This window comes from Curtobacterium sp. NPDC089689 (assembly GCF_044749145.1).
Lineage (GTDB): Bacteria > Actinomycetota > Actinomycetes > Actinomycetales > Microbacteriaceae > Curtobacterium.
Window position 1 is genome coordinate 1,624,500 of the sequence record NZ_JBIVHJ010000001.1, and the last position, 17,354, is coordinate 1,641,853.

Annotated in this window: 18 protein-coding genes; 10 read left to right on the top strand and 8 right to left on the bottom strand. The window is 71.4% G+C overall.

All coding sequences use genetic code 11. The annotated features are described in order from the left end of the window. Positions 1-275 precede the first annotated feature (275 nt). The 4 genes from ACIPYW_RS07940 to ACIPYW_RS07955 form a co-directional block, all read right to left on the bottom strand. The gene (locus ACIPYW_RS07940; protein ID WP_400412422.1) at positions 276-1,223 is read right to left on the bottom strand and encodes an NUDIX domain-containing protein; all 948 of its coding nucleotides are present in this window, start codon (positions 1,221-1,223) and stop codon (positions 276-278) included. Then, the gene (locus ACIPYW_RS07945; protein ID WP_400412423.1) at positions 1,220-3,385 is read right to left on the bottom strand and encodes an RNA degradosome polyphosphate kinase; all 2,166 of its coding nucleotides are present in this window, start codon (positions 3,383-3,385) and stop codon (positions 1,220-1,222) included. Before ACIPYW_RS07945 ends, ACIPYW_RS07940 begins: the two co-directional genes overlap by 4 nt. A gap of 89 nt (positions 3,386-3,474) precedes the next feature. Further along, positions 3,475-4,314: a mycothiol synthase gene (mshD, locus tag ACIPYW_RS07950; protein WP_400412425.1), complete on the bottom strand. Its 840-nt coding sequence runs from the start codon at positions 4,312-4,314 to the stop codon at positions 3,475-3,477. Next, a complete protein-coding gene (locus ACIPYW_RS07955) occupies positions 4,311-4,994 on the bottom strand; it encodes a response regulator transcription factor (protein WP_058726157.1) in 684 nt (227 codons plus the stop codon). Before ACIPYW_RS07955 ends, mshD begins: the two co-directional genes overlap by 4 nt. A gap of 201 nt (positions 4,995-5,195) precedes the next feature. Between ACIPYW_RS07955 and ACIPYW_RS07960 the strand changes: the two genes are divergently transcribed. From ACIPYW_RS07960 to ACIPYW_RS07970, 3 genes are all read left to right on the top strand, one after another. Beyond that, on the top strand, positions 5,196-5,477 hold the full coding sequence (locus ACIPYW_RS07960) for a hypothetical protein (protein ID WP_400412427.1): 282 nt from the start codon (positions 5,196-5,198) through the stop codon (positions 5,475-5,477). Between the two features lie 136 nt (positions 5,478-5,613). Next, positions 5,614-6,216, top strand: coding sequence for an FABP family protein (locus ACIPYW_RS07965; protein ID WP_290133708.1), 603 nt, complete (start codon positions 5,614-5,616; stop codon positions 6,214-6,216). Next, on the top strand, positions 6,216-7,286 hold the full coding sequence (locus tag ACIPYW_RS07970) for a YgfZ/GcvT domain-containing protein (protein ID WP_400412429.1): 1,071 nt from the start codon (positions 6,216-6,218) through the stop codon (positions 7,284-7,286). Before ACIPYW_RS07965 ends, ACIPYW_RS07970 begins: the two co-directional genes overlap by 1 nt. Before the next feature lie 82 nt (positions 7,287-7,368). Here the strand turns inward: ACIPYW_RS07970 and ACIPYW_RS07975 are convergent, their stop codons facing one another. Continuing rightward, positions 7,369-8,148: a class I SAM-dependent methyltransferase gene (locus ACIPYW_RS07975; RefSeq protein ID WP_400412431.1), complete on the bottom strand. Its 780-nt coding sequence runs from the start codon at positions 8,146-8,148 to the stop codon at positions 7,369-7,371. 44 nt (positions 8,149-8,192) lie between these two features. On the opposite strand from ACIPYW_RS07975, the gene ACIPYW_RS07980 reads away from it, so the two are divergent. Beyond that, positions 8,193-8,939: a phosphoglyceromutase gene (locus tag ACIPYW_RS07980; RefSeq protein ID WP_290133711.1), complete on the top strand. Its 747-nt coding sequence runs from the start codon at positions 8,193-8,195 to the stop codon at positions 8,937-8,939. Positions 8,940-8,991: 52 nt separating this feature from the next. Here ACIPYW_RS07980 and ACIPYW_RS07985 read toward each other — a convergent pair whose 3' ends face one another. Both ACIPYW_RS07985 and phoU read right to left on the bottom strand, forming a co-directional pair. Then, on the bottom strand, positions 8,992-9,540 hold the full coding sequence (locus ACIPYW_RS07985; protein WP_400412433.1) for an AAA family ATPase: 549 nt from the start codon (positions 9,538-9,540) through the stop codon (positions 8,992-8,994). Between the two features lie 44 nt (positions 9,541-9,584). Further along, entirely contained in the window at positions 9,585-10,256 is a 672-nt protein-coding gene (gene phoU, locus ACIPYW_RS07990) for a phosphate signaling complex protein PhoU (protein WP_290133713.1), read from the bottom strand. 158 nt (positions 10,257-10,414) lie between these two features. On the opposite strand from phoU, the gene ACIPYW_RS07995 reads away from it, so the two are divergent. Together ACIPYW_RS07995 and ACIPYW_RS08000 are read left to right on the top strand one after the other, a co-directional pair. Beyond that, complete coding sequence (locus tag ACIPYW_RS07995; RefSeq protein WP_400412435.1) at positions 10,415-11,581, top strand: sensor histidine kinase; 1,167 nt, start codon at positions 10,415-10,417, stop codon at positions 11,579-11,581. Further along, positions 11,578-12,258, top strand: a complete 681-nt coding sequence (locus tag ACIPYW_RS08000) for a response regulator transcription factor (RefSeq protein ID WP_290133715.1) — start codon at positions 11,578-11,580, stop codon at positions 12,256-12,258. Before ACIPYW_RS07995 ends, ACIPYW_RS08000 begins: the two co-directional genes overlap by 4 nt. Positions 12,259-12,387: 129 nt before the next feature. On the opposite strand, the gene ACIPYW_RS08005 is transcribed toward ACIPYW_RS08000, so the two are convergent. Continuing rightward, on the bottom strand, positions 12,388-13,005 hold the full coding sequence (locus ACIPYW_RS08005; RefSeq protein ID WP_400412436.1) for a hypothetical protein: 618 nt from the start codon (positions 13,003-13,005) through the stop codon (positions 12,388-12,390). Positions 13,006-13,164: 159 nt separating this feature from the next. Here ACIPYW_RS08005 and ACIPYW_RS08010 point away from each other — a divergent pair, with 159 nt between their 5' ends. The 4 genes from ACIPYW_RS08010 to rlmB are packed head-to-tail and all read left to right on the top strand — an operon-like array spanning position 13,165 to position 17,344. Next, a complete protein-coding gene (locus tag ACIPYW_RS08010; RefSeq protein WP_017888066.1) occupies positions 13,165-13,647 on the top strand; it encodes a CarD family transcriptional regulator in 483 nt (160 codons plus the stop codon). 49 nt (positions 13,648-13,696) lie between these two features. Further along, positions 13,697-14,860 carry a 2-C-methyl-D-erythritol 4-phosphate cytidylyltransferase gene (gene ispD / locus ACIPYW_RS08015; RefSeq protein WP_400412438.1) on the top strand — a complete coding sequence of 388 codons (1,164 nt, stop codon included), beginning with the start codon at positions 13,697-13,699 and terminating at the stop codon, positions 14,858-14,860. A gap of 35 nt (positions 14,861-14,895) precedes the next feature. Beyond that, a complete protein-coding gene (gene cysS / locus ACIPYW_RS08020) occupies positions 14,896-16,305 on the top strand; it encodes a cysteine--tRNA ligase (protein WP_400412440.1) in 1,410 nt (469 codons plus the stop codon). 28 nt (positions 16,306-16,333) lie between these two features. Then, positions 16,334-17,344: a 23S rRNA (guanosine(2251)-2'-O)-methyltransferase RlmB gene (gene rlmB, locus ACIPYW_RS08025; protein ID WP_400412441.1), complete on the top strand. Its 1,011-nt coding sequence runs from the start codon at positions 16,334-16,336 to the stop codon at positions 17,342-17,344. The last annotated feature ends 10 nt before the right edge of the window (positions 17,345-17,354 follow it).

Here is a 17,354-nt window from a genome sequence, read left to right on the forward strand (position 1 = left end):
GCGACTGTAGGGACGAGAGATGACCCGGGAGGTGCCCGCGGGTGAACGGCAGGTGAACGAGGCCTTGCCCCGCTCGCGGCACGCGGACACGCACTCGCGCGGGGTGCAGGATCGGGTCACCGCGCCCAGGCGCGGCGCATGCGTTCGCATGGGCGCCGCCCGGCCGCCGGTGCCGTGTCGGAGCGGCCTCCGGGACCGGCCTGGAGGCCCCACTCACCGCCGCCACTCCCGGGTCGCTGGCGACGTAGCTGGTCGGGGCGACTCGGACCGGGGTCCTACGAGGCGATGGTGTTGCGGTGCGTCTCGACGGCGACGAGCTTGCCGTCGGCGATGTGCATCACGGCGAAGTCGCCGACGGACAGCATCGCCGCACGGCGGAGGTCGAAGTGGCGGCTGCCGTCCGCGGTCGCACCGGCGATGCGGGCGATGATGTCCGGCAGGACCGGACCGTGCGAGCACAGGACGGTCGACTTCGCCTTGTCGATCCGCCGCAGCACGACGCCCTTGACGTTCGCGGCCCCGCGGTCGTGGGCGTCCTGGCTGATGTCCGGTGTCGACTGCACGCCGACCTTCGTCCGTGCGGAGAGCGGCTCGACGGTCGCGAGGCACCGTGCCGCTGTGCTCGACACGATCTTCTTCGGGCCGAACGCCGCGACCGGCGCGGCGACGGCCTTCGCCTGCGAGCGGCCGACGGGCAGCAGCGGCCGGGTGGCGTCCGGACCGTCCCAGTCGGAACCGGGGACCGTCTTGGCGTGCCGGAGTGCGATGAGCGCGAACGTCTTGTGCTCACCGGCGGCGGCGCGGTCGGCGAAGCGGTCGAGGATCTCGACGTCCCGGTCGTAGGTGAGCCGGCCGCGGGCGTCGTCGATCGACACCCACTCGACCGAGGCGACCTCGTCGTTGGGGTGGAACTTGCCGGCGCGCTCGAACTCCTTGTTCGACACCCGCGCGGACCAGTAGTGCACGACCTTGTCGCGACCGTTCGGCAGCACGTACTCGGCGGTGCCCAGCGGAGCGCCGAGGTGCACCCGGTAGCCGGTCTCCTCGTCGATCTCGCGGACGGCGGTCGTCGGGACGCCCTCGCCCGGGTCCACCTTGCCCTTCGGGAAGGAGACGTCGTTGTGGTGACCGCGGTGGATCAGCAGCACCAGCGGCCGTCCGTCCTGCTCGCGCCAGACGACGGCTCCTGCCGCGACGACGGGACCGGTGGGACCGCCGCTCACCGAGTCGAGCGCTTCCGGGCCGAGATCTTGCGCATGAGGACATTCTGCACGTCCTGCAGCGGGCGCCCGTCAGCGTCGGTCGAGTGGCGCGTCCACTCGCCGTCGGACTCCAGGTGCCAGGAACTCGTGTCGTCGGCCATGGCGAGGTCGAACATGTCCTGCACCTCGGTCACGTGTGCCGGGTCGGACAGCCGCACGAGGGCCTCGACGCGACGGTCGAGGTTCCGATGCATCATGTCCGCCGAGCCGATGAAGACCACCGGGTCGCCGTCGTTGTGGAACGCGAACGCCCGCGAGTGCTCGAGGTAGCGCCCGACGACGCTGCGGACGCGGATCGTCTCGCTGACGCCCTCCATCCCCGGCTTGAGCGAGCAGATCCCGCGCACCCACACGTCGACCGGCACACCGGCCTGGCTCGCGAGGTAGAGCGCGTCGATGATCTGCTCGTCCACCATCGAGTTCACCTTGATGCGGATGCCCGACGGCTTGCCGGCCCTGGCGTTGTCGGCCTCGGCCTGGATGCGCTTGATGAGCCCCTTGCGGAGGTGCAGCGGGGCGACGAGGAGCCGCTTGAACTTCTTCTCGATCGCGTAGCCGGACAGCTCGTTGAACAGACGGGTGAGGTCCTTGCCCACGGTGTCGTCCGACGTGAACAGGCCCATGTCCTCGTAGATGCGCGAGGTCTTCGGGTTGTAGTTGCCCGTGCCGATGTGGCTGTAGTGCTTGAGCGTCCCGCCCTCCTGCCGGATGACGAGCACGAGCTTCGAGTGCGTCTTCAGCCCGACGAGGCCGTAGACGACGTGGACGCCGGCCTTCTCGAGCTTCCGCGCCCACGTGATGTTGTTCTGTTCGTCGAAGCGCGCCTTGATCTCGACGAGCGCGAGGACCTGCTTGCCCGCTGCGGCCGCGTCGATGAGGGCTTCGACGATGGGGCTGTCGCCCGAGGTGCGGTACAGCGTCTGCTTGATGGCGAGGACGTTCGGGTCCGCCGCGGCCTGCTCGAGGAACGCCTGGACGCTCGTCGCGAAGGACTCGTACGGGTGGTGCACGAGGACGTCCCGTGCCTTGATCGCACCGAAGAGGTCGGGCTTGGTGTTCGGCTCGCCCGGCTGGAACTGCACCGGAGTCGTCGGCACGTGCTTCGGGTAGTGGAGGTCCGGGCGCGCGATCTTCGCGATCTCGAACAGGCCGCCGAGGTCGAGCGGCGACGGCAGGCGGTAGACCTCCTGCTCCGTGATGTCGAGCTCGCGGACGAGCAGGTCGAGGGTCACCGGGTCCATGTCCTCGGTGATCTCGAGCCGGATCGGCGGACCGAACCGACGGCGGAGGAGCTCGCGCTCGAGGGCCTGGATGAGGTTCTCGGCCTCGTCCTCCTCGATCTCGACGTCCTCGTTGCGGGTGACCCGGAACACGTGGTGCTCGAGCACCTCCATCCCCGGGAAGAGGTCGTCGAGGTGGTTCGCGATGAGGTCTTCGAGCGGGATGTACCGCTGGCGCCCGGACCCGTCGTCGGGCAGTGCGATGAACCGGGAGAAGTTCTGCGGCACCTTGAGGCGCGCGAACTCCTGCCGCTGCGACTTCGGGTTCCGCACCCGCACCGCGAGGTTGAGCGACAGCCCGGAGATGTACGGGAACGGGTGCGCCGGGTCGACCGCGAGCGGCATGAGCACCGGGAAGATCTGCTCGTTGAAGTACTCGCGCATCCGGAGGCGGTCGGCCTCGTCGAGGTCGGACCAGTGCTCGATGTGCAGCCCCGCGGCGTCGAGGTCCGGCTTGAGCGAGTCGATGAACGCGTGCGCGTGGCGGTCCTGCAGCTCGTGCGCCTTGCGGGCGATGTCCCGCAGGACGTCGCTCGGCGCACGACCGACGTTGGTCGGGACGGCGATCCCGGTGTCGATGCGTCGCTTCAGGCCGGCGACCCTGACCATGAAGAACTCGTCGAGGTTGGACGCGAAGATGGCGAGGAAGTTCGCCCGCTCCAGCAGGGGCTGCGTGCGGTCCTCGCCGAGCTCGAGCACGCGCTGGTTGAACCGGAGCCAGCTGAGCTCACGGTCGAAGTAGCGGTCCGAGGGCAGCGACTCGTGCTCCACCTCGACGACCTCGTCGAAGTCGTCGAGGTCCGGTGCGACGGAGTCGCCGTCGAGCTGCGGTTCGGTGTCCATGCCCACATCCTGCCACCCGCGGCCTCCGCGACGAGGGCCGCACGTAACGGCTGTGGAAACGCCGCGTGAACGGACCCACCGTGCAGGGATCAGGGAGCGGCGTACTGCACGTCGGTCGCGTGCTGCGTGAAACCCGACCGGCGGTAGAGCGCGAGCGCCGGTTCGTTGTCGCCCTCGACGTACAGCGCTGCCGCGTCGAGCCCCCGCCCGACCAGACGCCCCCAGCCGGCACGCATGAGCACGCCACCGAGCCCTCGGCCCTGCAGGTCGGGGCGGACGGCCACGGCGTAGAACTCCCCGACGCCGTCCTCGACCTTGAGCCAGCACGACGCCGCGAGCCGTCCCTGGTCGTCCCGCAGCAGCAGCAGGTCGTCGCCCGAGAACCACGGGTCGGTTTCCCGCGCGCGGAGGTCCTCGAGCGTCATCCGGCCCTGCTCGGGGTGGTGCGCGAACGCGGCGGCGTTGAGGTCGAGCCAGGCGGTCTCGTCGTCCGGGTCGCCCGAGCGGAACGCCGCGAGCGACCAGCCGTCCGGCACCGCGGGCTCGGGAGCCTCCGACGGGATCGGCGCGCGGAGATGCAGGAGCGTGCGGACGGCCGTCCAGCCGAACCGCGCCGCGAGCGCCCGCGCAGCGGGGTGGTCCCCGTGCGCCCACGCGAGCCGAGGCGCCTCCGCGAGCCGAGGCGCCGACCCGGACCCCGCGGCGGCCCCGCCGCCCAGGGCGAGCGCCTGCGTGACCAGGGCCGTACCGAGTCCGCGGCCACGGGCCTCCAGGCGGACCGCGACCTCGAGCTCACCGTCACGCACCACGGCGACCCCCTGCTCGTCGCCGAGCACCGTCGCGCGATCCGCGCGCACGTCGACCAGGGTCTGGTCGGAGAACGGCCGCGGCTCGCCCGCGACCGTGAACGCGTCGAGCGCGACGGTCACTGGCCTGCCAGCCGGTCGGCCTCGTCCTCGTAGACGTTGAAGCGGTAGCCGACGTTCCGGACCGTGCCGATGAGCGACTCGAGGTCGCCGAGCTTCGCGCGGAGTCGTCGGACGTGCACGTCGACCGTGCGGGTGCCGCCGAAGTAGTCGTAGCCCCAGACCTCGCTGAGCAGCTGCTCGCGCGTGAACACGCGGGAGGGGTGCGTCGCGAAGAACCGGAGGAGCTCGAACTCCTTGAAGGTGAGGTCGAGTGGCCGACCGCGCACCTTCGCGGAGTAGCTGGCCTCGTCGATGACGACGCCGGAGGCCTGGATCTTCGTGCTCGCCGGCTGCTTCGCGGCGCGCCCGGCCGCGAGCCGGATGCGCGCGTCGACCTCTGCCGGACCGGCCGTCTCGAGCACCACGTCGTCGACGTTCCACTCGCTGTTCACCGCGGTCAGACCGCCCTCGGTGACGACGAGCACGATGGGGGTCGGCGAACCGCTCGTCACGAGGATCTTGCAGAGGGCCTTCGCGCCGACGAGGTCGACGCGGGCATCGACGAACACGAGGTCGCTCTGGGGTGCGTTGACGAGCTGGGCGGCCTCGGCGGGGACGTGGCGGATCCGGTGGCTCAGGAGACCGAGACTCGGCAGGACGTCGCCGGGCGCGGCAGAGGTGAGTACCAGGAGCTGGGCCACAGGACCTCCAGAGCGTGGGGGACGTCGTGGACACATCCTAGTGATGCTCGGGAAGTGGCCCGCCGTCCGGGCGGACGGTGTGGACGGGTGGACGGGTGGACGGGTGGACGGGTGGACGGGTGGACGGGTGGACGGGTGGACGGGTGGACGGGCGGTCGGCGCTGACGGACGCCCGTCGCCGCGCCTGTCATGATGGGGCGCGTGACCGAGCCCGTGCCGCCCGCCGACCAGCGTCGCCTCAAGCTGACGTCCGTGCTCCCCGTGTGGCTGCTCGCGGTCGTCGGTGCCGTCCTCGTGATCGCGCTCGCGCAGAAGGACTCCTTCGCGTGGCTGCTGCTCGTCTTCGTGCTCTGCGTCCTCGTGAGCTTCGTGCTCCAGCTCATCACCGCGACGAAGGACGGCCTCGTCGAGCGGATCAGCATCGCGTCGTCCGGGGCCTTCGTCGTCGTCCTCGTCACCGCGGTGGTGCTCCTGGCGCGTTGAGCCGGTCCGCGTAGACTCGCAGCATGGATTCGCTGCTTGCGCTCGAGCTCTTCTACGTGGGCCTCCTCGGCCTGGCGTCGCTCGCGATCGCGTTCGTCTCGGTGACCGTGATCGTGAAGCTGTTCAAGGGTCAGCGTTGATCGAACTGCCCGAGGGTCTCGCGCCCGAACTCGTCCCGCTGTCCTGGCTCGTCGGCGTGTGGGAGGGCACCGGTGTCGTGGAGTACCCGGTCGACCCCGACGGCGAACCGCGGAAGTACGACTTCGGCCAGCGCGTGAGCTTCAGCCACGACGGTCTGCCCTACCTCAACTACTCGTCCACGACGTGGCTGCTCGACGACGCGCACACGCCGCTCGCTGCCGAGATGGGCTACTGGCGACTCGACCGGCCGCACGAGCCCGGTGACCGCGGCCCCGCGATGCTGCTCGGCGACGGACCGACCCCGTTCGGCACGACCCAGAGCGTCGAGACGCTGCGGAACGCGACCGACGGCTTCGACATCGAGGCCGCGATCGTGCACCCCACCGGCGTGAACGAGCTCTACGTCGGTCGGGTCCTCAAGGGCCGGATCGACCTCGCGACCGACGCCGTCATGCGCTCCCCGAACGCGAAGGACTACTCGGCGGCCACGCGCCTCTACGGTCTGGTCGAGGGCAAGCTCTTCTGGGCGTGGGACATCGCGGCGCTCGGGCAGGAGCTCACCTCGCACGCCTCGGGGCAGCTCGCGAAGGTCGACTGATGACGACACCGTTCGCGTCGCGGCCGGGGTTCGTCGCGGGCGACCGAGGGGTGGCCGCGCACTACGGCAACCCGCTCGGCGAGCAGCGGCTGCTCGAGCGCGGCCGAGCGGTCGTCGAGCTCGGGCTCGGCGTCGTCACGGTCACCGGTCCCGACCGGCTGTCCTGGCTCAACTCGATCACCTCGCAGCTCCTGACCGGCCTCCGGCCCGGCGTCTCCACCGAGACCCTCGTGCTCGACGCCTCGGGTCGCGTGGAGCACGCCGCCCGCGTCGTCGACGACGGCGAGACGGTCTGGCTGCTCACCGAGGCCGACGACGCAGCACCGCTCGCCGGGTGGCTCGACTCGATGCGCTTCATGCTGCGCGTCGAGGTCACCGACCGGTCGGCGGACTTCGTCACGCTCGGCCGGTTCGCCGGGGCCGTCGGCCCCGCGGACGCCGCGGTCGAGTGGGTCGACCCGTGGTCCGAGGTCGCGCCCGGTGGGTGGGGCTACGCCGCCCTGGAGGCACACCCCGCCTCCGACTGGACCCTCCGGATCGCCGTGGTCGCCCCCGGCACCGCGGCCGCGATCGCCGCGTCCGACGTCGCCGCCGCGGGGCTCCTCGCGTACGAGGCCCTGCGGATCGCCGCCTGGCGTCCTTCGCTGTCCGACGTCGACGAGCGGACGATCCCGCACGAGCTCGACTGGCTCCGCTCCGCCGTGCACCTGTCGAAGGGCTGCTACCGCGGACAGGAGACGGTCGCCAAGGTCCACAACCTCGGGCACCCGCCGCGTCGTGCGGTCCTGCTCCACCTCGACGGCTCGGACGCCGTGCTGCCGGCACCCGGGTCGCCCGTGCTGCTCGACGAGAAGGAGGTCGGACGGCTCTCGGCCTCGGCGGTGCACCACGAGCTCGGGCCGATCGGGCTCGCGGTCGTCAAGCGCTCCCTCGACCCCGATGCGACGCTGACGCTGCGCGCCGACGACGTGGTCGTGACCGCGGCGCAGCAGGTGATCGTGCCCCCGGGCGCCGGAGCCACTGCGGACGTGCCGCGGCTGCCCCGCCTCGGAGCGGTCCGCCGCTCGTAGCCGCGCGGTCCCGTCCGTCCCGTCCGACCCGTCCTGCTCCACGAAACGCGCAAACCCGACCCCGGACCGGCGACCCCGGCGGTCAGGCGTCGGCCGGTGCGACCGCGTCCCACGGGACGGTGAGCTCGCCGAGGCGCCAGCGCGACACCCCGTGCAGCACCGGCCAGCCGCGGTCCCGCATGCCGCCGACGGCCGCCAGCCACCGCTGCCGCGGGCCGTACGTGCCGAGCGGCGCCGCGACCGCCCACGCCAGGTCGAGATCGCGCAGGAAGCCGTGGACGCGCTCACCGGGCACGTTCCGGTGGATGAGGGCCTTCGGCAGCCGCTCCGCCACGACGCTCGGCACGTCGAGTCCGGCGAGCCGCAGGGACACGGTGAAGGTCCGCGGGGCGACGTCGTCGAGCGTCACCCACGACGCCACCCGGCCGACCTCGTTGCAGGTGCCCTCGACGAGCGCGCCACCCGGCTGCAGACGGTCCTGCATGATCCGCCACGAGTCGACGACGGCGGACTCGTCGTACTGCCGCAGGACGTTGAACGCCCGGATCACCGCGGGGCGCCGGCCACCTGGCGTCGGGGTCTCGAACCCGCCGAGCCGGAACGTGACCCCGTCGCGGGTGCCGGCGTTCGCGAGGGCCACCCGGTCCGGCTCGATCTCGATGCCGGTCACCTCGACGTCCGGCCGGACACGGGCGAGCCGGTCGCGCATCTCGAGCGTCGTCGTCGGTCGGGCGCCGTAGCCGACGTCGGCCACGAGCGGGTCGGACGTCCGGCGGAGGACCGGGAGCGCGGCGATCCACCGGTCGACGCGGCGGAGCCGGTTGTACCCGGTCGTCCCGCGCGTCACGTTCCCGATGGGCATGGACCCCAGGCTACCGAGGCGCACCCGCTCGGTAGACTCGGAGCATGACCTCCACGCTCGTCCTGCTCCGTCACGGCAACAGTGACTGGAACCAGAAGAACCTGTTCACCGGTTGGGTCGACGTCCGACTCAGCGAGCTGGGCGAGAAGGAGGCGAAGCGTGCCGGCGAGCTCATCGCCGAGTCGGGCATCGTCCCCGACGTCCTGTACACGTCGCTGCTCACCCGCGCGATCCAGACGGCGGACATCGCCCTGCTCGAGGCCGACCTCGCCTGGCTCCCGGTGAAGCGCGACTGGCGCCTCAACGAGCGGCACTACGGCGACCTGCAGGGCAAGGACAAGGCCCAGACGCTCGAGGAGTACGGCGAGCAGCAGTTCATGGAGTGGCGCCGCTCGTTCGACGTCCCGCCGCCCCCCATCGCGGACGACGCCGAGTGGTCGCAGGCCGGTGACCGCCGCTACGCCGGCCTCGGCGACCAGCTGCCGAAGACCGAGTCGCTGAAGCTCGTGATCGACCGGCTGCTGCCGTACTGGGAGTCCGACATCACGAAGGACCTCGGCGAGGGCAAGACGGTGCTCGTCACCGCGCACGGCAACTCGCTGCGGGCGCTCGTGAAGCACCTCGACGGCATCTCCGACGACGACATCGCGGGCCTCAACATCCCGACGGGCATCCCGCTCGTGTACGAGCTCGACGACGACTTCCGTCCGACGAAGCCCTCGTACTACCTCGACCCCGAGGCCGCCGCTGCCGGTGCCGCCGCCGTCGCCGCACAGGGCGCCAAGAAGTAATACCCAGCACGACGACGAACGCCCCGCCGGACACCGGCGGGGCGTTCGTGCGTCAGACGAAGTGCGACGCGATCTCCTGCACGAGGGCGCCGACGTCGTAGGGCTCCACGGTGTCGACGCGCACGACCGGCACGCCGGGCAGCCTGACCGGGCCGGCCGTCGCCTCGTGCTCGTCCCAGAACGCGAGCACCGCGGCGAGGTCCCCGTGCACGTCGTGCCGCACCGGGAGGGTGCCGGGCTCGTACCCTTCGCGCAGCCGCTCGTCGGCGGTGGCCCGGTCGACGTCGCACCACACCTCGACGACGCGCGGCGACCCGGCGGAGGCGAGTCCGGACTCCAGGAGGTCGCGATCACGTGACGGGAGCCAGACGGCGTCGAGGACGACCCCGTTCTCGACGGCCCGCGCCATGGACCACATCGTGTCCATGGCGATCGCGCCGAGGTCGCGGGAGGCGATCATCGGACCGGCGAGGTCCGCCAGGGGTTCCTTGATGCGGTCCCTCGACAGGAAGGGGCAGCCCAGCACCTCGGCGAGGGCGGCGCCCACCGTGCTCTTGCCCGAACCGGGCATCCCGTTGACGACGATCGCGACCTGAGCCATGCCACGATCCTCCCGTCAGAGCCGGGAGACCGCAAAACCGCCCGTCAGGCGGGGGAGGTCGTCACCGACGCTGCGCCGGCCCAGTCGCCGGTCGCCAGGTACTCGACCTTCTTCGCGATCGACACCGCGTGGTCGGCGAACCGCTCGTGGTACCGCGAGGCCAGGGTCGCGTCGACGGTGTCGATCGGGTTGCCCTTCCAGGTCTCGCCGAGCACGAAGTCGAAGACGCTCGCGTGCAGCTCGTCGACCTGGTCGTCCTCGTCGCGGATCTCGGCGGAGAGCGCGATGTCCTCGGTGGCGAGCAGCCGGGTGAGCTTCTGCGCCATCGCGACGTCGTGCGCGCCCATCTTCTTGAAGGTGCCGCGGAGGCCCTTCGGCACGACCTTCTCGGGGAAGCGCTGCCGCGCGAGCTGCGCGATGTGCTCGGCCATGTCGCCCATGCGCTCGAGCGAGGAGCTGACCCGGAGCGCGGTGACGACGACGCGGAGGTCGCGGGCCACGGGCGCCTGGCGGGCGAGGATGTCGATCGCGACCTCATCGAGGCTGTTCGCGGCCTCGTCGATCTTGGCGTCGTCGGCGATGACCTCCTCGGCCAGCGCGACGTCGGACTCGCTGAAGGCCTGGGTGGCCCGGGTGATGGCGGACTCGACGAGCCCGGCGATCTCGGTCAGTCGCTCCTGGACGTCCTGGAGTTCCTGCTGGAACACTTCGCGCATGGGGGATGTGCCTCTCGTTGCGGTACCGGACGAGTGTCGTCATCCCAGGTGAACGGACGGTGACGCGCGGTTGAACGTCTGACCGAACGGGGCCGGAACCGTGCGGAACCGGGGTGAACGGCGTCCGAACCGGGCATGACCATCCCTACACTGACGGCATGGACAACGCGTGGCTCGTGCCACTGTCGATGCTCCTCGGCGGGGTCTTCGGCGCGGGCGTCGTGGTGCTGATCATCACCGCCGAGCGCACGGCCCGTGCAGCCGACGTCGCGGAACGGACGCTGCCGGACGGCGTCGCCGCGGTGATCGCCACGATGCACAACCCCGCCGTGGTCGTCGACCCCTCGAACACCGTCGTGGCGGCCTCGCCGCAGGCGCTCACGGTCGGGTTGGTCGTGCGCCGACGGCTCGTGCACAAGGAACTCCGGGACCTCGTGGACCGGGTGCGCGCGAGCGGGGAGATGGGCTCCGAGGACATGGAGCTGCCCCGCGGTCGGCACGGTGAGCTGATCGGCTACCTGAGCTTCCGGGCGGCGCAGCTCGGCAACCGGTACGTGCTCGTCACCGCCGACGACCTCACCGAGAGCCGGCGCATCGACGAGGTCCGGCGGGACTTCGTCGCCAACATCTCGCACGAGCTGAAGACCCCGATCGGCGCCATCGGCCTGCTGTCCGAGACCCTCGTGGCCGCCGCGGACGAACCGGAGCACGTGCGGAAGTTCGCCGCGCAGCTCGTCACCGAGTCCGAGCGGCTCGGCGCGCTCACGAAGGACATCATCGAGCTGTCCCGCCTGCAGTCGGTCGACGCGCTGGAGTCCAGCGAGGAGACGTCGATCGACCGCATCGTGCAGGCGGCCGTCGACGCCAACGAGGTCGTGGCCCGCGCCCGGGACATCGACATCGTCCGCGCGAAGAAGACGAAGCTCCGCGTGATGGGCGACCCCGGACTCCTGCAGGTGGCGGTGTCGAACCTCATCGCGAACGCCGTCAAGTACTCGCCGGACCACACCCGCGTCGGCGTCGGTGTCCGGAGCACGAAGGGCTTCGTCGAGATCGCCGTCACCGACCAGGGCGTCGGCATCCCCGAGGCCGACCTCGACCGCGTGTTCGAACGGTTCTACCGCGTCGACCCCGCGCGGTCGCGGGCCACCGGCGGCACCGGGCTCGGTCTCGCCATCGTCAAGCACGTCGTCGGCAACCACGGCGGCGACGTGCGCGTCTGGTCGCAGCCCGGCAAGGGCTCGACCTTCACCATCCGCCTGCCCGAGGCGGACACCGACCTGACCACCGCACTCGAAGAGCAACTGGAAGAGCAGTCATCGTGACCAAGATCCTCATCGTCGACGACGAGCCGGCCCTGAGCGAGCCCCTGGAGTTCCTGCTGCAGCGCGAGGGGTACGAGACCTCCGTCGCCGCCGACGGCGTGACCGCGCTGTCGAAGTTCGACGCCGAGAACCCCGACCTCGTGCTGCTCGACCTCATGCTGCCGGGGCTCTCCGGCACCGAGGTCTGCCGGCAGATCCGCACCCGCTCGAACGCACCCATCATCATGTTGACGGCGAAGGACTCCGAGGTGGACATCGTCGTCGGGCTCGAGCTGGGCGCCGACGACTACGTGACGAAGCCGTACTCGACGCGGGAGCTCCTCGCCCGCATCCGCGCCGTCCTCCGTCGTCGGACCGAGGACGACCCGGGGGACTCGGGCATCCTGCAGGTCGGCGGCATCCGGATGGACGTCGAGCGTCACACGGTGTCGGTCGACGGCTCGGAGACGCCGATGCCGCTCAAGGAGTTCGAGCTCCTCGAGCTGCTGCTGCGCAACGCCGGGCGGGTACTCACGCGCGGCCAGCTCATCGACCGCGTGTGGGGTTCGGACTACTTCGGGGACACGAAGACCCTCGACGTGCACATCAAGCGCCTCCGGTCGAAGATCGAGCGGGTGCCGAGCGCGCCGGAGCTCCTCGTGACGGTCCGCGGTCTCGGCTACCGCATCGAGGCGTAGCGCGCCGCGTCACGCGGAGGGCGCGCGTCCGCCCCGCGGCCGGGTCGCAACGCACTGGAGGCGCGGTGCCGGTCTCGGGGACCGGCTCCGCGCCTCCAGGCGGTCGCGCTGTGTGACGGGCGCTGGGCGCTACGGGTTGATCGGGGCCTCGGTGGTCGCGTCACCCGACGGCTCGTCGGTGCTGCCCGAGGTCGCTGCGTCGGAGGGCTCCGACGTCTCGCTCGGCGCCGAGGTGGGCGCGAGGGTCGCGTACTCCTCCTGCGCGGTGGTCAGGACCGGCACGTTCACCGAGACACCCTCGGCACCGGAGTAGGAGAAGTAGACCTTGACGAGCGAACCGGGCTTCGCGTCGGCCTGGTCGAACACGACGTCGGTGCCGGGCGCCGGGGTCGAGCCCTGCGTCCCCTCGCCGTTGGACTCGGTGCCCTTGGTCGGGGTGGGCGTCGCGGCCGAGCCGGACGCCGCGAGGTCGACCCGGGAGTTCTTCGGGACGTCGATCATCTCGGTGTCGCCGCCGACCTCGATCGAGAGCGTGACGTCGTCGGAGTCGGAGTTGTTCACGAACGTGCCGATGAAGCGGGCGCTCTCGCCGTCGTCCGAGATGAGCAGGGCGTTCCGGATGTCGATCGAACCCGTCCTGGCGTTCACGCCGTCGGTGACCTGCTGGATCTCGGCAGTGCCGACCGGCGAGACGAACTCGCACCCGGTGGCGCCGAGCGCGATGGTTGCCGCAACGGCGACGGACACGAGTACCCGAGCTCGCAAGAGATTCCTCCGGAAGATCACGTTTGGGGACCGGACGGTCCGACCCCATCCTAGCGATCACCTGGGAGGGCGAGTGCCCAGGGCACCCTTACCCGAACACCCCTTGTGGTAAACTGGGTGTCTCGGAACGGAGCCTGATACATGCAATTCGAGGTCGGCGAGACCGTGGTCTACCCCCATCACGGGGCGGCAACCATCTCTGAAGTGAAGACGCGCGTCATCAAGGGCGAGGAAAAGGTCTACCTGAAGCTGCGTGTGACGCAGGGTGACCTGACGATCGAGGTCCCGGCGGACAACGTCGACCTGGTCGGCGTGCGCGACGTGATCGGCAAGGAAGGGCTCGACAAGGTGTTCGAGGTCCTCCGGGCACCGTTCACCGAGGAACCCACCAACTGGTCCCGCCGGTACAAGGCGAACCTCGAGAAGCTCGCTTCCGGCGACGTCATCAAGGTCTCCGAGGTCGTCCGCGACCTCTGGCGCCGCGACCAGGACCGCGGGCTCTCCGCGGGTGAGAAGCGCATGCTCGCGAAGGCCCGGCAGATCCTGATCTCCGAGCTCGCCCTGGCCGAGAAGACCGACGAGGACAAGGCATCGACCGTCCTCGACGAGGTCCTCGCCTCCTAGCGCGTCCGAAGCACTGGACACCACTGCGACCGCTCTGCTCCCCTCCGGGGTGAGCAGGGCGGTCGTCGTCGTCGCGGCGGGGTCCGGGACGCGGCTCGGCATCGGCACCGCCAAGGCATTCGTCCCCGTCGCCGGGCGGGTGATGCTGACGCGGGCGCTCGAGCCGCTGTTCACCCTCGCGTCACCGGCGCTCGTCGTCGTGGTCGCCCCGACGGCGCTCCTCGACGAGTGTCGTGCGTTGGTCGCCTCGGTCGCGGGCGCGGCGGTCGCCTACACCGCCGTCGTCCCCGGGGGGTCCGATCGCCACGCGTCGGTCCAGGCCGGTCTGGCAGCGCTGCCCGACTCGGTCGACGTCGTGCTCGTGCACGACGCCGCGCGGTGCCTGACCCCGGCCACGCAGTTCGAGCGGGTCTTCGACACGGTGACCACGACGGGCGACGGGGTCGTCCCGGCCCTGCCGGTCGTGGACACCGTGAAGCGCGTGGACGGCGACGTCGTGCTCGAGACCGTCGACCGGTCGGCGCTCGTGGGGGTCCAGACGCCGCAGGGCTTCCCGCTCGCGGCACTCCGCCAGGCCTACGCGGTGTCCGAGCGCTCCGAGACCGACGACGCGGGCGTCTTCCAGGCAGCCGGACGCACGGTCCGGTTCGTCCCGGGTGATGCCGACGCCTTCAAGATCACCACGGCGTGGGACCTCGGTCGCGCCGAGTCGGTCGTCCGGTCGCGTGCGGGTGCCGAGCAGGCGGGCGTCCGGATCGGCCTCGGGGTCGACGTGCACGCGTTCGACGCGGCCGCGCCGTGCCGGGTCGGGTTGCTCGACTTCCCGGGGGAGCCGGGCCTCTCCGGACACAGTGACGGCGACGCGGTCGCGCACGCGGTGTGCGACGCGCTGCTCTCCGCCGGCGGGCTCGGAGACATCGGCGGACGCTTCGGCACCTCCGATCCGCGGTACGCCGGAGCCACCGGGGACGTCTTCGTGCGGGGTGCGGTCGAGCTCCTCGCGTCCGTGGGGCTGGCACCGTCGGCGGTCACGGTGCAGGTGATCGGCAATCGACCGCGCATCGGTCCCAGGCGTGCGGAGATGCAGGACGCGCTCGCAGCCGTCGTGGGTGCGCCCGTCGCGGTGTCCGGCACGACCACGGACGGTCTCGGCTTCACCGGTCGGGGCGAGGGGCTCGCGGCGATCGCGACCGCCGTCGTCCGGCAGGCCTGACGGACCGCGACAGACCGGCGTCCTAGGCTTGGGGCGTGACCGTTCGCCTCCACGACTCCCGCGCCGCCGCCGTCGTCGACCTCGTGCCCCTGGTCGACGGACACGTGAGCGTCTACGTCTGTGGCCCCACGGTGCAGTCGTCGCCGCACATCGGGCACCTCCGCTCCGCGCTCGTCTACGACATCTGGCGTCGGTGGCTCACGTACCGCGGCTACCGGGTGACGCTCGTCCGGAACGTCACGGACATCGACGACAAGGTGCTCGACCTCGCGGCCGGCACCGACGAGGAGTGGTTCGCCCGCGCCTACCGGGTCGAGCTCGAGTTCACCGCGGCGTACCGTGCGCTCGGCATCCTCCCGCCGACGTACGAGCCGCGGGCGACGGCGAGCGTGCCGCAGATGCACGAGATCATCGAGCGGCTCATCGAGCGCGGGCACGCGTACGCCGCGCAGGACGGCTCGGGCGACGTCTACTTCGACACCGGCAGCTGGGCGTCGTACGGCGCGCTCACCCGGCAGCGTCGCGAGGACATGGTCGACGCCGCCGACGCCGATCCCCGTGGCAAGCGCGATCCCCGGGACTTCGCGCTCTGGAAGGGCCGGAAGGACGGCGAGCCCGACACCGCCGTGTGGGACAGCCCCTGGGGTCCCGGCCGTCCGGGCTGGCACATCGAGTGCTCGGCGATGAGCCGGCGGTACCTCGGCCCGGCGTTCGACATCCACGGCGGCGGGCTCGACCTCCGCTTCCCGCACCACGAGAACGAGCTCGCGCAGTCGACGGCCGCGGGGGACCCGTTCGCGTCGTACTGGCTCCACAACGGTCTCGTGACCGTCGAGGGGCAGAAGATGTCGAAGTCGCTCGGCAACTCGATCTTCGCCGCCGACTTCCTCGCCGCCGCGCGTCCCGAGGTCGTCCGCTACTTCCTCGGCGCCGCGCACTACCGCTCGTCGATCGACCACCACGACGGCTCCCTCGCCGAGGCCGAGGCCGCGTACGACCGCATCGCCGGCTTCCTGTCCCGCGCTGCTCCGCGCCTCGAGGGCGTGCAGCTCCACGACGCTCCGGGCGTGCCGGACGCCTTCGCCGAGGCGATGGACGACGACCTCTCGGTGCCGCAGGCCCTCGGGGTGCTGCACGAGACGGTCCGTGCCGGGAACGCCGCCCTCGACGCCGACGATGCGGACGCGCTCGGTCTCGCGTACCATCAGGTGGCCGCGATGGTGGAGGTGCTCGGCATCGACCCGCGAGCGGCCCACTGGTCGAGCGGCGGTCAGGACACCTCGGCCGCCCCGCTCGCAGCCCTCGTCGAACGCCTCGTGCAGGAGCGTGCCGACGCCCGGGCCGCACGGGACTTCGCGACGGCCGACCGCGTGCGTGACGACCTCGCCGCCGCGGGCATCACCATCGAGGACACCGCAGCGGGTACACGCTGGAGCATCGCCTGACCACGGCCGTGCCGAACAGGAGCTGAGCATGAAGAACGTTTCCGGGAGCAAGAAGGGCCGTCCGGGCGCCGTCCGGTCGGGCCGCAAGGGCAACAAGCAGGTCGGCTCCGGCGGCCAGGGCGCACAGGCGCTCGAGGGACGCAAGCCGACGCCGAAGGCCGAGGACCGCCCGTACCACCCCGCCGGCAAGCGCAAGGCGGCGAAGGAGCGGCTCGACGCCGCCCGTGGTCGTCACGGGGCCTCGAGCGCTCCGCAGCAGCGGTCCGGGCGCCCGCCGCAGCGCAAGAGCGACGACTCCGAGCTCGTCACCGGTCGGAACTCCGTGCTCGAGGCCCTGCGCACGAAGACCCCGTCGACCACGCTCTACGTCGCGTCCCGCATCGAGGTCGACGACCGCGTGAAGGAGATCCTCGCGCTCGCCAACCACCGCGGTGTGCCGATCATCGAACTGATGCGGCCCGAGCTCGACCGCATCACCGGGCACGACAGCGTCCACCAGGGCGTCGCGCTCAAGGTCCCCGCGTACGAGTACGCCGTGTCCGAGGACATCGTCGAGCGGGCGTTCGCCAAGGACGAGGTCCCGCTCATGGTCGCGCTCGACGGGATCACCGACCCGCGCAACCTCGGCGCGATCATCCGGTCGACCGCGGCGTTCGGCGGGCACGGGGTCATCGTGCCGCAGCGTCGCTCGGTGGGTGTGACCGCGTCGGCGTGGAAGACCTCCGCCGGTGCCGCCGCCCGCACCCCGGTCGCGATGGCGCCGAACCTGACGCAGACCCTCAAGTCGCTCAAGTCGATGGGGCTGTTCGTCCTCGGGCTCGACGGCGACGGTGACGTGGAGCTCGACGGCCTCGAGCTCGCCGACCGCCCGATCGTGATCGTCGTCGGCTCGGAAGGCAAGGGCCTGTCGCGCCTCGTCACCGAGACCTGCGACGCCATCGTGTCGATCCCGATCTCGTCGGCGACGGAGTCGCTCAACGCGGGCATCGCGGCGAGCGTCACCTTGTGGGAGGTCGCCCGGCGCCGCCGCGCCGTCTAGCGCCTCGCGC